This is a genomic window from Rhodobacter capsulatus (genome assembly GCF_005144475.1).
GTDB classification, from domain to species: Bacteria; Pseudomonadota; Alphaproteobacteria; order Rhodobacterales; family Rhodobacteraceae; genus Rhodobacter; species Rhodobacter capsulatus_C.
The window spans coordinates 25,400-39,602 of sequence record NZ_SWJZ01000013.1 but is presented as its reverse complement, the minus strand read 5'-3'; the positions used below and the strand labels follow the sequence as shown (position 1 = coordinate 39,602).

The window sequence follows — 14,203 nt, the reverse complement described above, 5'->3', positions numbered from 1 at the left end:
AGCGGCTTCGCACTGGACGCTCCTTGCGGCTGCCCCTAAATGGGACAGCCGGAGGAAAGACATGATGAGCGCAGCACCGTTTTCTGACCTGGACAGCCTGACCCGCGCCGAGGCAGAGGCAGAATTGAACGCACTTGTTGCGCAGCTCGACGCGGCGAATCATGCTTACCACACCCTTGATACGCCCGAGATTTCCGATGCCGACTATGACGCGCTGAAGCGGCGTCTGGCGGCGATCGAGGCGCGGTTTCCCGATCTGGCGCAGGCGGACAGCCCGACGACGCAGGTTGGCGCCCCCGTGGCCGAAGGATTCGCCAAGGTCGCGCATGAGATTCGCATGCTCAGCCTGGAAAACGCCTTTCTGGATGCGGATGTGGCGGATTTCGACGTCAGGATGCGCAGCTATCTCGGCCTTGGGCCCGAGGTCGCCTTGCCCTGCACCGCGGAGCCGAAGATCGACGGGCTCTCGCTGTCCTTGCGCTATGAAGACGGCGTTCTGGTGCAGGCTGCGACCCGGGGCGATGGCGAGCTGGGCGAGAATGTCACCGAAAACGCCCGCACGATTGCCGATATTCCGCAGCGCCTGACCGGGGCGCCCGCCGTGCTGGAAGTCCGCGGCGAGGTTTACATGAGCCACGCCGATTTCGCGGCGTTGAATGCGCGGCAGGCGGACCGGGGCGACAAGAGCTTCGCCAATCCGCGCAATGCCGCGGCAGGCTCGCTGCGCCAGCTCGACGCCCGGATCACCGCCTCCAGACCGTTGAAATTCTTCGCCTATTCCTGGGGTGTTCTGTCCGAACCGCTCGCCGATACGCAATTTGGCGCGATCGAACGGCTCAAGGATCTCGGGTTTCAGACCAATCCGCTGACCCGGCTTTGCGCCGATACCGCCGAGATGCTTGCCCATTACCGCGCAATCGAGGCGCAGCGGGCGACGCTTGGCTACGACATCGACGGCGTCGTCTACAAGGTCAACGATCTTGCCCTGCAGGCGCGGCTCGGCTTTCGGTCGACCACGCCCCGCTGGGCGATCGCGCATAAATTCCCCGCCGAACTCGCCTGGACCCGGCTGGAAAAGATCGAGATTCAGGTCGGCCGCACCGGGGCGCTGTCGCCGGTGGCGCGGCTGGCCCCGGTCACCGTCGGTGGCGTCGTCGTCGCGAATGCGACGCTGCACAATGAAGATTACATCGCCGGGCTCTCCTCGAAGGGCGAGGTGATCCGCTACGGCAAGGACATCCGCGAGGGCGACTGGGTGCAGGTTTACCGCGCCGGGGACGTGATCCCCAAGGTCGCCGATGTCGATCTGTCGCGTCGCGATCCCGCCACACAACCCTTTGTTTTCCCTCATCTTTGCCCGGAATGCGGCTCCGAGGCGCTGCGCGAGGAAGGCGATGCTGTGCGCCGCTGCACCGGCGGTCTGATCTGCCCGGCGCAGGCGGTGGAGAAGCTGAAACACTTCGTCTCGCGCGCCGCTTTCGACATCGAGGGGCTGGGCGCAAAGCAGGTCGAGGCCTTTTACAAGGATGGCTGGATCCGCGAACCGGCCGAGATCTTCACCCTGCAGGCACGCTTCGGCGCGGGCCTGCAACAGCTGAAAAACCGCGAAGGCTGGGGCGAGAAATCCGCGCAAAACCTGTTTCAGGCGATTGAAGAGAAACGTAAAATCCCGCTTTCCCGGCTGATCTTCGCGCTTGGCATCCGCCATGTCGGCGAAAGCTCGGCCGCGCTTCTCGCCACGCATTATCTGAGCTGGGAGCGGTTCGAAGCCGCGATGAGCGCCGCGCTGCCGGACAGCGCCGACTGGCAGGAATTGCTCAGCATCGATGGCGTGGGCGAGACTTTGGCCGCCTCGGTGACCGCGGCCTTCCATCCCGGCGCCGAACGCGACGCGATCGACCGGCTCGTGACGCATCTGAGCGTCGAGCCCGCCACGCCGCGCGCAAGTGACAGCCCGGTGGCCGGTCTGACCGTGGTCTTCACCGGCACGCTCGACCGGATGACCCGGGCCGAGGCGAAAGCGCGGGCCGAGGCGCTGGGCGCCAAGGTCGCGGGCTCGGTTTCGGCCAAGACCGACATTCTGGTGGCCGGTCCGGGTGCCGGGTCGAAGGCGAAGAAGGCCGCGGATCTGGGCGTCAAGGTGATCGACGAGGAGGCCTGGATCCGCCTCATCGGGGCGACATGACCGGGCGGCCTGCCGCGCTCTTTCCGCTTTTCGCCGCGATCGAGACCCTGCCGGGGATCGGGGCGAAGACGGCCAAGGCCCTGGAAAACCTTGGTATTACCCGCCCGCGTGATGTGCTGTTCACGTTGCCGCAGGCCGTGATCGATCGCCGTCCGGTGAGCTCGATCCGCGATGTGACACCGCCGCTGACGGTGACGGTCGAGGTCGAGGTGCTGACCCACATGGCCGCGCGCAACCGCGCGGGTCCCTCGCGCGTGCTGGTGCGCGATGGCGCGGGGGGGGAATTCACCCTCGTCTTCTTTCACGCGCGTGGCGATTATCTGGAGAAATTGCTGCCCAAGGGCGGGCGGCGGCTGGTCTCGGGGCGGCTTGAGCTGTTCGACGGCTTTGCGCAGATGGTACATCCCGATCACGTCCTGCCGCTGGCCGAGGTCGAGAAACTGCCGCGCTTCGAGCCGGTCTATCCGCTGACGGCCGGGGTGACACAACGTGTCATGGCAAAGGCGGCCGAGGGGGCGCTGACCCGCTTGCCCGAGCTGCCGGAATGGATCGACACCGCGCTAAAGGCCCGCGAAGGCTGGCCCGACTGGGCCGCGGCACTGCGCGCGGCGCATGCGCCCGAGGCGCAGGCGGACACCGGGCCGACCGCCCCCGCGCGCCAGCGTCTCGCCTATGACGAGCTTTTCGCGCATCAGATGACCCTGGCTCTGGCCCGCCGTCAGGCCCGGCATCCGAAGGGGCGGATCACCGAGGGCACCGGGGCGCTGACCGGCAAGGTGCTGAAATCGCTTCCATTTCAGCCCACCGGCGCGCAGTTGCGTGCCAGTCGCGAGATCGCTGCCGACATGGCGACGCCAAGCCGGATGAACCGGCTGTTGCAGGGCGATGTGGGCGCGGGCAAGACGCTGGTCGCCTTCCTTGCGCTGCTCACCGCGGTCGAGGCGGGCGGGCAGGGCGTCTTGATGGCGCCGACCGAAATTCTGGCGCGCCAGCATTTCGAGGGGCTGGGCACGCTGGCCGCGGCGGCAGGCGTCCGGATGGAGGTTCTGACCGGCCGTGACAAGGGGGCGGAGCGGGCGCGCAAGCTTTCGGACCTGCTTGAGGGGCGGATCCAGATCTTGCTGGGCACCCATGCGGTCTTTCAGAAAGACGTTGTTTTTCAGGATCTTCGGCTGGTCATCATCGATGAGCAGCACCGCTTTGGCGTGACGCAAAGGATGGAGCTGGGCGCCAAGGGCGAGATGGCCGATGTGCTGGTGATGACGGCGACGCCGATCCCGCGCTCGCTTGCGCTGGCGCAATATGGCGACATGGATGTGAGCCTGCTGGATGAAAAACCGCCGGGGCGGCAACCGGTGACGACGGCGCTGATCTCGACCGCGCGGATCGGCGAGGTGGTGGCGCATCTGGCGCGTGCCGTGGCCGAGGGGCGGCAGGCCTATTGGGTCTGCCCGCTGGTCGAGGAAAGCGAGCGCGTCGATCTGGCCTCGGCCGAGGAGCGCTTCGCGCATCTGCGCATGGTGCTGGGCGACGGCACCGTCGGGCTGGTGCATGGCCAGCTGCCGCCCGCCGAAAAAGACGCCGCGATGGCGGATTTCGTGGCCGGCAAGACCCGGGTTCTGGTGGCGACGACGGTGATCGAGGTGGGGGTGAACGTGCCTGCCGCTTCGATCATGGTGATCGAACGGGCCGAGACTTTTGGTCTGGCGCAGCTGCATCAGCTGCGCGGCCGGGTCGGGCGCGGGGCGGCGAAATCGACCTGCCTCATGCTGTATCAGGCGCCGCTGAGCGAGGGCGGCGAGCGGCGGCTGTCGATCCTGCGCGACAGCGAAGACGGATTTCGCATTGCGGAAGAAGACCTTGCGATGCGGGGTGCGGGCGATGTGATTGGCACGGCGCAATCGGGTCTGCCGCGGTTCCGCATCGCCGATCTGGAACGGCAGGCCGGATTGATGGCGCTGGCACAAAGCGATGCGCGAACGTTGCTGGCGATGGACCCGGGGCTCGTCAGTCCGCGCGGGCAGGCGGCGCGGATGCTGATGTGGCTCACCGAGCAGGATCGGGCGATCCGGCTGATCGAGGTCGGTTAACTGTTCTTAAAATGTTCTTGACGCATCGGGCGGAACATGAGAACAAAATGGCAACAGGAAGGAGACCTGAGATGCAGCACCGTCCGACCCCGTTTTTCGCCCGTGAGACCGCCGAATTGGCGCAGGATATGCTCGGGGCGCTGTCGCTTTGCGCCACTTTCCTTGCCGTGCTCTACCTGCCCGGCCTGTTCTGACCTTCACTGCCACGCGCTTTCGCGACCCTGACGTCACATCACGGCCGCCTGTCCCCAAGGGCTTTGCCCGGAAAGCGCTTCCTGCGCCGCCATCTTCGGATGGCGGCGTTTTTTTACATCCGATAGGCCAGACGCAGCCCGCCCCAATGCCGCCCCGAAACGAAGATCGGCGCCGAGAGATCCTTCATCAGCACGAAATTGCCGCCACCCATGTCGCGCCGGTAGATCTGCAGCAGGAAGGGCGCGGTCGATTGCCCGGCCCGCAGCCCGACGCGGTCGTTGAAAATGCGCCGGTTGCGGCAGTTCGCAGCGTTCCAGACCGGGTCCGACCCCTGCGGCTGCGAGAATTTCCGATTGTGCGTCGGCAGATAGCCGTTGCGATCGACGGCGGCGCAAAACACGATTTCGGGCGAGAGGCTCAGCACCCGTTCCTGCACCGCGGGCAGGACGGCATCGGTGAAGCCGGTGAAGGGCGCCATCACCTGCGCCGGATTGCTGCCCGCGATCGGGCTGTAACGCGCCTCGAACAGCGTGCCGACACCGATCCGGCCAGCGGAAATGCCCGCCTCGAACAATTGGCCCACCTCTTCGGCGGCGGATTTCACCGCCTCGATGAAGGTATTGTCGGCCAGCGCGCCGCCCAGCTCGACCGCTTCCTGCACGATGGTCTCGCCCGCGATGATCAGGGTCCGGGTCTTTTGCGTCGCCGCGTGCACCTCGGTCGAGGTTTGCTGCATGCCATCGGCCATGCGGCGGAACGCGGGGCCGAAGGAGGCGTTGGCGCTGTTCACCTCGGCGGCGCGGGTGGCGATTTCGGTCACCGCCGCGCGGGTCTGCGTCAGCCCGCCGAGCATCCGCCCAAGCGCCGCATCGGTGCCCGAGGCCCCGGTCAGCACCGCATCGGCATCGGTCGAAATCGCCCCGGCCTCGTCATGCAGGGCGCGGATCGAGCCGGTCAGCCCGCCCACGGCACTGCCGATCCCCTCAGAGGCGGCGGCGGTCTTGCGCGACAGCTCGTTGATCGCCTCGGCCACGACGGCAAAGCCGCGGCCCGCGTCGCCCGCCCGGGCCGCCTCGATTTTCGCGTTGATCGCCAGGATGTTGACCTGCATCGCCACGGATTTGATGCCGGCGTTTTCCGCCTGCACCCGGGTCAATGTCTGGTTCAGCTCCTCCATCCGCGCGATCGCCGAGCGCACCCAGCTGGCGATCGTCTGTGCATGGGCCGAGGTTTCGCGCAGCTGCGCCGCCGTCTCCTCCACCATGCCCAGCGTGGCATCGGCGCTTTGGCCGACGCGCTGCGCACCGTCCAGCACCCGGGCATTCGCGTCCTGCACCGTCTCGGCCGCCGTTTGCGCGCTGCGCAACAGCGCAAGCTGCGAATCCGCAAGCTTTTCCAGCGCCTCAAGCGCACCGGCCACCTCGGCGACGTCCCGGCCCAGGTCGAGCGCGTCGGTCGCGATGCGGGTGATGCGCCCTTCGGAGCTGGTCGGAAGGGACGGGGAGGAAGCGGGCTGGGTCATGCAAGGTCCGGATGAGTTTCAGCCCACCATCGCATGCGCCCCTTGCACAAGAGTTAAGGTCCGTTCTCAAACTGCCGACAAGGCCGCCAAAGTCGCTTCGGGCGCGAGCAGAATCGAGGCATGACGGTTCGGATAGTCGCGCGCGGCGGTCAGGACTTCGTAGAGCGCGAAGGGCGCGGCGGGCACCGCGCCACCCCGGAGCATCGCGGCCAGAGCCTCGCACAGCGCCGCCACTTCGGAGTGCGAGCGCCCGATCACTTCGGCGCCGAAAATCGCGGCCGAGGCCTGGCCCAGCGCGCAGGCATGCACGCTCTGCGAAAAGGCGGCGATGCGCCCGCCCTCCAGCCGCAGCGCGACCGAGACGGTCGAGCCGCAAAGCGGCGCCCGTTTCGTCGCGCGCAGCGCCGGATCGGGCAGCGGGTCGGTGTGCGGGATCGCGGCGGCCAGCGCCAGCACGCGATCGGCATAGAGTTTGAAAAGATCGGCATCGCTCATGGCTTTTCCCCGCAGGCTGCGCAGGTTAGATAGACCGGGACACGCAGGGAGGAAAGCATGGGTTTCGATCCGCAGAGCCTGAAATACGATGCGAACGGTCTGATCCCGGCGATCGCGCAGGAGGCGGGCACGGGCGAGGTGCTGATGATGGCCTGGATGAATGCCGAGAGCCTGGCGCGGACGCTGGCGACGGGGCAGGTGACCTATTGGAGCCGCTCGCGGCAGGCGTTCTGGGCGAAGGGCGAAAGCTCGGGCCATGTGCAGAAGCTGGTCGAGCTGCGGATCGATTGCGACCGCGACTGTCTGTTGCTGCTGGTCACCCAGGCGGGTCCGGCCTGTCACACCAACCGCCGGTCCTGTTTCTACACCGCGCTGCGCGGCGGCGCAGAAGTCGAGATTCTGACGCCGATGGAGGGGTGACCCCGGGCCTCGGGCGCGGTCCGGCTCTTGCCCGCCGGTAAACCCCTTCGAAGTCAAGATGGTGCGGGTGAAGGGACTCGAACCCCCACGCCAAGGCGCCAGAACCTAAAATTCACGAACTGCGCGGAAGAACAAGGCACTGGCGTTTTTGTTTCGCAAGACAGAGCAGGAACGCAAGGTGAATGTGCGAAACCGCCGTTCTGCGCGGCGAGCGCGTGAAATCCGGTCTGGCAGGGCCTGGCACGCGGCACCGGGACAACCGTCCGGTCGCCATCCTTGATTTTCGGGTGGCAAAATGCTACCTTCCTTGCGTAGGGAGGACCCGATGGCGCAATCCGTGAAACTTGCCGATGATGTCATGGCCGCCGTTCGCCGCGAGGCGGATCTGCACAGCCGCTCCGTGGCGGGCCAGATCACCCATTGGCTCCGCCTTGGCAAGGCGATCGAGCAGTCCGGCGCTTATGATCATGCGCGGGTGACGGCGGCGCTGGACGGGCGCCTTGATCCGGTTGAACTGCGCGAGGAAGAGGCGATCGCCTGGCTTGATGCCTTCACGGAAAAGATGTCAGCCCCAGCGCCAGCGGAGCAGGCCTTCTTTGCCGAGCGGCGCGAGCTTGGCCGGGGTGTCGGCCTTGATGCGGCGGGAAATCTTGTTCATGCAGGGCCTGACGGGGCAAAATGAGACCCAGTCTCGTCCTGCTTGCCGGTCCGAACGGCGCGGGGAAATCCACGCTCTATCAGACCCGTGTCGCGCCGAGCTTTGCTGGCCCCTTCATCAATGCCGATCTGATCCAGCGCGACGAGCTGCGAGACCTGTCGATGGAAGCCTCCTACCGCGCCGCCGACATCGCGGCCGAGCGCCGGGCAGAACTGCTGGAGGCCAACCGCAGTTTCGCGACAGAGACGGTCTTTTCGCACCCCTCGAAGCTTGCGATCATCACCGAGGCGCAGGCGCGCGGTTACATGGTGATTGTCATGCATGTTGGGGTGGAGGACCCGGAGCTGTCCGTTGCCCGCGTGCGCGCCCGCACTAGGGAGGGCGGCCATGATGTGCCCGAAGCGAAGATCCGTGACCGCTACACGCGCGGCCAACCGCTGATCCGGGAAGCCGTGCTGCAGGCCGACCGGGGCATGGTCTTTGACAACTCCCGCCTGAACCAGCCCCCGCGTCTGGTTCTGCTGTTTGCCGCCGGACGTCTTGCTCGGGCCGAGGCGCTGCTGCCGAACTGGGTTCTCTCCGGCTATGCCGCCGATCTGGTTTTCTGAGAGGGGCGTTCGTTCCGCGGACTTGCGCTCGATCATGGCGCGGGGCACCGGGCGTGCATAGGATGGCCTGAGCGTTCTGGCCTCGGAGAAACTTGGGCATGTCGGTCAGCGGCATGGTTTGTGCTTCGCGGTCGTTGATCGGGAGGTTGGCAGATGACAAAATCGCCCCGTGGTCCGTCCTCGATGCCCAAGGATCTGTCTGCGCCGGTCGTGCCAACGGGTCCGGTCGCCCCCGTCACGCGCGCGTCCGATCAGTCGGACTTCGCCATGGAGCATCCCCACCAGAACCTTGACCGGGCTGCGCGCGCCGCCAGGGCCCGGATGAGCGCGGGCATTTCTGCCCATTCCTTCATTGAAGCCTGGACAGATTGGGCGCAGCACATGAGCCAGGCCCCGGGCCGCCAGCTCGAACTGATCGAACGCGCGCAGCGCAACGCGCTTGCGCTGATGTCGCATTTTTCAGGCACGCAGGGCGAGGAGACGCCGCCCTTCGCTCCCAAGCCCTTCGATCACCGCTTTCGCCACCCCGGCTGGCAGAAGCCGCCCTTCAGTATCTGGCAGCAGTCCTTTCTGGCCGCACAGGATTGGTGGGATTTTGCGACCGACCGTCTGCGCGGCCTGCGGCCCGAGGATGCCGACCGCACCCGTTTCATGGCCCGCCAGATGCTCGATGTGATGTCGCCCTCGAACTTTCCGGCCCTGAACCCCGAGATCCTCGAGGCCACCGTCCAGTCTCAGGGGCGCAATCTGGCCGAGGGGGCCGTCAACTTCGTGCATGACGCGATCAAAACCCTGACCCAGTCCCGCGATCCCGCCCCGGAGGGCTACAGGGTCGGCGAGGATCTGGCCTGCACGCCGGGTCGGGTGGTGTTTCGCAACGCGCTGTTCGAACTGATTCAGTATGTGCCCCGGACCGCCGAGGTTCAGGCCGAGCCGATCCTCATCATTCCGGCCTGGATCATGAAATACTACATTCTTGACCTGTCGCCCCGGAATTCGATGGTGAACTACCTTGTCGGACAGGGCTTCACGGTGTTCGCGATCTCGTGGTGCAATCCCACGGCCGAGCAGGCGGAGCTGTCGCTGGAGGATTATCGCAAGGAGGGCGTGATGGCGGCGCTGGCGGCCGTCAACACCATCGTGCCGGACCGCAAGGTTCATGCCGTGGGATACTGTCTTGGCGGCACGATCCTGGCCATTGCGGCGGCCACCATGGCGCGGGATCGGGATGACCGGCTGGCCTCGATCACGCTGATGGCGGCGCAGGTTGATTTCGCCGAGGCCGGCGAGCTGCTGCTGTTCGTCGACGAAAGCCAGGTGGCCTTTCTGGAAGACATGATGTGGGATCAGGGCTATCTTGACCGGCCGCAGATGGCGGGCACCTTTTCGGCGATCCGGTCCGAGGATCTGATCTGGTCGCGGGCGGTGCAACGCTACTGGCTGGGGCGTCAGGAGGTGCATACCGACATGGGCGTGTGGCTGGCCGACACCACGCGGATGCCCGCCCGGATGCATTCCGAATATCTGCGGGGACTGTTTCTCGAAAATCGTCTGAGCGCGGGGCGTTTCGCCGTCGAGGGGCGGGTGATCGCGCTCAAGGACATTTCGACTCCGATGTTCGTCGTGGCGACCGAGACAGACCACATCGCGCCTTGGCGATCGGTCTACAAGACGCAGCTTTTCACCGATTGCGACGTGACCTTCGTCCTGTCCAGCGGCGGCCACAACAGTGGAATCGTGAACGAACCGGGTAATCCGCGCAGCCGTTACCGCGTCTCGCACCGGCCAGAAGCGGCCTTCTATGTCGGGCCAGATGACTGGCTGGAGGCCAGTGCCGAAAGATCGGGCTCATGGTGGCCGGAATGGGCGGGCTGGCTTTCGGGACAAAGCAGCGGCGTGGTGACGGGACGCGCGAAGCTTGGGGCCCCCCAATTCGGTCTGCCCGCGCTTGAGACGGCGCCGGGGTCTTATGTGTTCCAGACGTGAACGTGGCAGGCCTCGCCCTGCCAAAGACCGGGTTTCCTGTTGAACCGCAGGCGAGTCAGATCCCGCTTGTGGAGTGATCGACGTCCCAAACGGCCCCCGCTGACCGAGGCGGCTTGCATACAGTGGCGGTCGGAGGCCGAGCACGTGTTGTGACCCATGATAATTCGTCGCGCCAATCAATCCTCCTTGGGCAGCAGCGGGAACGGAATGATTTCCGCTCCGACCTCGGGTCGTTCTTCGTGGTCGATTCCGGCCAGAATGCGACGGATCCAGTTGGCATCAAGTTCCCTCTCGCGCAGCAGAACCCTCGCAAGGCGATGAATATACTTGAAATTTTGCGACAGAAGCTGCATCGCCTCGGTTTCTGCCGCCCGAAGGCGCGATTCCATTCGGCCCTGCAGGCGCGGATCTGCCAACAGTAGCGCGGACGCATCAATGTCAAACCAGGTCAGACCATCGTCAGACAGATGCCATTGCCGCTCAAGTTGCATGGCAAGGCGGGTTGCCTGGGCAAGATCACTTTGCGGGCCTTCGCCCGCGCCACTCGATACGTCGCCGAAAACGAGGATCTCCGCCATCCGCCCGCTCAACAAAAACGTGAGTTCCGCAGATGCGGTGTCGATCGTGTGAAACTGCCGCTTGGGGCTGATCACGGCGCCGCCCTGCGATGTCAAGCGCACCGAGATCGGCATCGGGCGCCGCAGCAGGTAGCCCGCCAGCACGTGTCCCGCCTCATGAACTGCCATTCGATGGTCGAGACCCGGGTCGAGACGCGGCGCCAGATTGTCTGCTGCGGCGTGTAGCTGCTCGATCATGACGGGTCCGCCCGTCTCTCGAGCCGCACTGGCCGCGGCGCGCAACAGGGCGGCGATATCGGCGCCCGAAGAGCCCAGAAGGCGCCTTGATAACATGGAACGCTCTCTCTCGCTGATGTTCGCGGGCGGTTGCAACTTGGTCAACCCATCCTCGAGTTGCGTCGAAATTCCGCGCAGGTCGGGCAGTTTCATCGCGATTTTGGCATCGAGCCGCCCGCTACGGATGACGGCCGGATCGACATCGTCGGGGTGGTTGGTGGCAGCGAGAACGATCACGCCGGGCGTTTCGGCAAGTCTGGTCAGTTCGGTCAACAGCCCGTTGACGACCCCGCGCAGGTAGCGATCATTGTGGTCGTTGCCACCGCGACGTGAAAACGAGTCGATTTCGTCGACGAATAGAACGCTCGGGGCAAGACGGATCGCCTCAGTTACTTTGTTGTGCAGCGCGGCGAGCATATCGCCTTGGTGGCCATGCCGTTGACACTCTGCATAGGAAGTCGTGATCAGCGGAATGCCCGCCGTGCCCGCCAAAGCCGCGGCTGCCAGCGTCTTGCCGGTTCCGGGAGGGCCGTAAAACAGAGCCGATGCCGTAACCTGAGACCAGGCGAGCTTTCCCGCACGCCACATATCGAGATCTCCGGCCATCCGCCGCAGCCGCGCCACCGCCTCGGTCTGGCCATGGATGTCATCGAGCGTGGTCGCCGCGTCCCCGTCGATGCGGTTTCCCATTTCGGCAAGGCGCAGGACGACATCCTTGGCGTGCTCGGCACGGAATGCCGTGCCAATGCCCTGAGCCGAAAGCCGCCCGAGCGTTTCGGGCTTGGGCAGCAGGCTGCGGAGCGCGTCGGCGTCGAAAGTCTCGGGATGGGTATGGTGAAGCACCGTCAGCAAAGTTTCAGGCGACGGTTTCGTCAGCGCCATGTTCAGCACGGTCACCTCGGCTAGGCTCCAGACCCATTGATTTCGCGGTTTTGGCGTGATTCAGGCTCCGCAAGGAGACCTGATCGATGAGCAATCTTTACTGGCTGACGGAGGCGCAGATGGAGCGTCTCAAACCGTTTTTCCCCAAGAGCCATGGCAAGCCCCGCGTCGATGATCGTCGCGTCCTCAGCGGCATAATCTTCATCAATCGCAATGGGTTGCGGTGGTGCGACGCACCAAAGGACTACGGCCCGGCAAAGACCCTTTACAACCGTTGGAAGCGCTGGAGCGACAATGGGGTCTTCGCCCGGATCATGGTGGGCCTGGCCGCCGAGACCGCCGAGCACAAGACGATCATGATCGACGCGACGTATCTGAAGGCGCACCGCACGGCATCGAGCCTGCGGGTCAAAAAGGGGGGCGCGGACGCCAGATCGGGCGCACCAAGGGTGGCATGAACACCAAGTTGCACGCTGTCGCGGATGCGAAGGGGCGGCCGATCGGGTTCTTCATGTCGGCCGGGCAGGTGAGCGATTACACTGGCGCGGCGGCGCTGCTGGGCGACCTTCCGAAAGCAGGCTGGCTGCTCGCCGATCGGGGCTATGACGCCGATTGGTTCAGAGAAGCGTTGAAAGACAAGGGGATAAAGGTTTGCATCCCAGGCCGGAAGTCTCGCAAGAAAGCCGTGAAATACGACAAGCGGCGCTACAAGCGCCGCAACCGCATCGAGATCATGTTCGGCCGCCTGAAGGATTGGCGGCGCGTCGCCACGCGATATGACAGGTGCCCGGAAACCTTCTTCTCTGCGATCATGCTCGCCGCAACCGTCTTGTTCTGGCTGTGAAACTCAATGAGTCTGGACCCTAATCGGCGGATCGGGCACCTGTGAAATTGACAACATCCTAATTCAAGGTGCCGGCGCTGCGTCGGGGGCGGCCCCGGTCACTCTCGCGTCGAAACCTGATGATGATAGCGTCAGTGGAGGAGATGATGATGCTCCTTTTGCCTCCGACATTGAGGGACCTTCCGACCCGATTGATGATGACTGGACCAATTTCTTTGGCAACAATGATCTTATGAACAAGTATCTCGATCGCCATGAATTGGCTGGCGTCGCTGAGATTGACATCTCTGGTTTCAGGGGGTCTGATGTTCCGCGTTGACCGATCGACGAACCGCATTTCACGCCTGCCGCGCGCCCGTTTCTCGGAATATGGCCTGCGCGAGCGGGATCATCTGCAGGAATGGCTGGCCCATCAACCCGATGCGCTCGATGAGCCGCTTCTGGTGATCCAGAAGGAATTCGACGGGTTCGCCGATACCCGCGAACGGCTCGATCTGCTGGCGCTTGATGCCGAGGGGCAGCTGGTGGTGATCGAGAACAAGCTCGATGACTCGGGGCGCGACGTGGTCTGGCAGGCGCTGAAATACGCCGCCTATGTGTCGAGCCTGACCAAGGCGCAGATCCTCGACATCTATCAGAGCTACCTTGACCGATACGAGGGCGGGGGCGACGCGGCGCAACGGATCTGCGAGTTTCTGGGCCTCGAGACGCTGGACGAGGCGGTGCTGAACCCGGGGCATCGGCAGCGGATGGTGTTCATCGCCGCGCATTTCCGCAAGGAGGTGACGGCAACCGTGCTTTGGCTGCGCGAACACGGGATCGACGCGCGCTGTCTCAAGGTGGTGCCCTATCCCTATGGCGAGGAGTTGTTCATCGACATCCAGCCGGTGATCCCCACGCCCGAGGCGGCCGATTTCATGATCTCGATGGCCGAGAAGGAAACCGAGGAGAAATCGGCGCAGGTGGCGCAGCGCAAGACAGAGAAGCTGCGGCAGGAATACTGGACGATGGCGCTTGAGGCGTTGCGCAAGGCAAATGTCGGTCTTTATCAGAACATCAGCACCTCGGATGCTCACTGGTTGACAGCAGGTTCCGGGATCGCGTCTTGCGGATATGGTCTGATTTTCCTGAAACGGGAGTTGCGGGTCGAGCTGAGCTTCAGCCGTTTCGAAACAGCCGAGAACAAATGGCTGTTCGACAAGCTGATGGAACGCAAGGATCAGATTGAAGCCGCATTCGGGCACCCGATCGAATGGCTCAGGCTTGATGCGAAAAAGGCCTCGCGCATTCAGTTCAGCTATCCCTGCGATGGATATGACCGTGAACGGTGGCCGGAATACATCGCCTGGCATGTGGCGCATATGCAGAAATGGGAAAAGGCGTTGCGGGGGCCGCTCAACGATCTGAACCAGGCCTTCAAGCTGCGTGAGGGGACGAGTGATGGCGTTTCTGTCTGAGGCCGAC

Annotated in this window: 12 protein-coding genes; 9 read left to right on the top strand and 3 right to left on the bottom strand. The window is 64.7% G+C overall.

Going from position 1 to position 14,203, the window contains the following annotated elements; all coding sequences use genetic code 11:
• Positions 1 to 64: 64 nt before the first annotated feature.
• The 3 genes from ligA (at position 65) to FBT96_RS21410 (ending at position 4,469) form a co-directional block, all read left to right on the top strand.
• On the top strand, positions 65 to 2,185 hold the full coding sequence (gene ligA / locus FBT96_RS04160) for an NAD-dependent DNA ligase LigA (protein ID WP_394347658.1): 2,121 nt from the start codon (positions 65 to 67) through the stop codon (positions 2,183 to 2,185).
• Positions 2,182 to 4,275, top strand: a complete 2,094-nt coding sequence (gene recG, locus FBT96_RS04155; protein WP_136905084.1) for an ATP-dependent DNA helicase RecG — start codon at positions 2,182 to 2,184, stop codon at positions 4,273 to 4,275. Before ligA ends, recG begins: the two co-directional genes overlap by 4 nt.
• Before the next feature lie 71 nt (positions 4,276 to 4,346).
• Positions 4,347 to 4,469: a hypothetical protein gene (locus FBT96_RS21410; protein ID WP_262985710.1), complete on the top strand. Its 123-nt coding sequence runs from the start codon at positions 4,347 to 4,349 to the stop codon at positions 4,467 to 4,469.
• A 113-nt stretch (positions 4,470 to 4,582) separates the two neighbouring features.
• Here FBT96_RS21410 and FBT96_RS04150 read toward each other — a convergent pair whose 3' ends face one another.
• The gene (locus FBT96_RS04150; protein WP_136905083.1) at positions 4,583 to 5,992 is read right to left on the bottom strand and encodes a methyl-accepting chemotaxis protein; all 1,410 of its coding nucleotides are present in this window, start codon (positions 5,990 to 5,992) and stop codon (positions 4,583 to 4,585) included.
• Positions 5,993 to 6,058: 66 nt separating this feature from the next.
• Positions 6,059 to 6,487, bottom strand: a complete 429-nt coding sequence (locus tag FBT96_RS04145; RefSeq protein ID WP_136905082.1) for an iron-sulfur cluster assembly scaffold protein — start codon at positions 6,485 to 6,487, stop codon at positions 6,059 to 6,061.
• Positions 6,488 to 6,544: 57 nt separating this feature from the next.
• On the opposite strand from FBT96_RS04145, the gene hisI reads away from it, so the two are divergent.
• From hisI to FBT96_RS04125, 4 genes are all read left to right on the top strand, one after another.
• Entirely contained in the window at positions 6,545 to 6,907 is a 363-nt protein-coding gene (gene hisI, locus FBT96_RS04140; RefSeq protein WP_136905081.1) for a phosphoribosyl-AMP cyclohydrolase, read from the top strand.
• 325 nt (positions 6,908 to 7,232) lie between these two features.
• Positions 7,233 to 7,589 (top strand): TA system antitoxin ParD family protein, encoded by a 357-nt coding sequence (locus FBT96_RS04135; protein WP_136905080.1) that lies wholly within the window; start codon positions 7,233 to 7,235, stop codon positions 7,587 to 7,589.
• Positions 7,586 to 8,173 (top strand): zeta toxin family protein, encoded by a 588-nt coding sequence (locus FBT96_RS04130; RefSeq protein ID WP_136905079.1) that lies wholly within the window; start codon positions 7,586 to 7,588, stop codon positions 8,171 to 8,173. Before FBT96_RS04135 ends, FBT96_RS04130 begins: the two co-directional genes overlap by 4 nt.
• 153 nt (positions 8,174 to 8,326) lie before the next feature.
• A complete protein-coding gene (locus FBT96_RS04125) occupies positions 8,327 to 10,159 on the top strand; it encodes a PHA/PHB synthase family protein (protein WP_212635355.1) in 1,833 nt (610 codons plus the stop codon).
• A gap of 176 nt (positions 10,160 to 10,335) precedes the next feature.
• Here the strand turns inward: FBT96_RS04125 and FBT96_RS04120 are convergent, their stop codons facing one another.
• Positions 10,336 to 11,910 (bottom strand): AAA family ATPase, encoded by a 1,575-nt coding sequence (locus tag FBT96_RS04120; RefSeq protein WP_136905078.1) that lies wholly within the window; start codon positions 11,908 to 11,910, stop codon positions 10,336 to 10,338.
• A 71-nt stretch (positions 11,911 to 11,981) separates the two neighbouring features.
• On the opposite strand from FBT96_RS04120, the gene FBT96_RS04115 reads away from it, so the two are divergent.
• Together FBT96_RS04115 and FBT96_RS04110 are read left to right on the top strand one after the other, a co-directional pair.
• A protein-coding gene (locus FBT96_RS04115) for an IS5 family transposase (protein WP_136905077.1) occupies positions 11,982 to 12,739 on the top strand; the annotation gives its coding sequence in 2 pieces (ribosomal slippage) (positions 11,982 to 12,306 and positions 12,306 to 12,739; 759 coding nt in all).
• A gap of 305 nt (positions 12,740 to 13,044) precedes the next feature.
• Positions 13,045 to 14,196, top strand: coding sequence for a DUF4268 domain-containing protein (locus FBT96_RS04110; RefSeq protein WP_136905076.1), 1,152 nt, complete (start codon positions 13,045 to 13,047; stop codon positions 14,194 to 14,196).
• Positions 14,197 to 14,203: the final 7 nt, after the last annotated feature.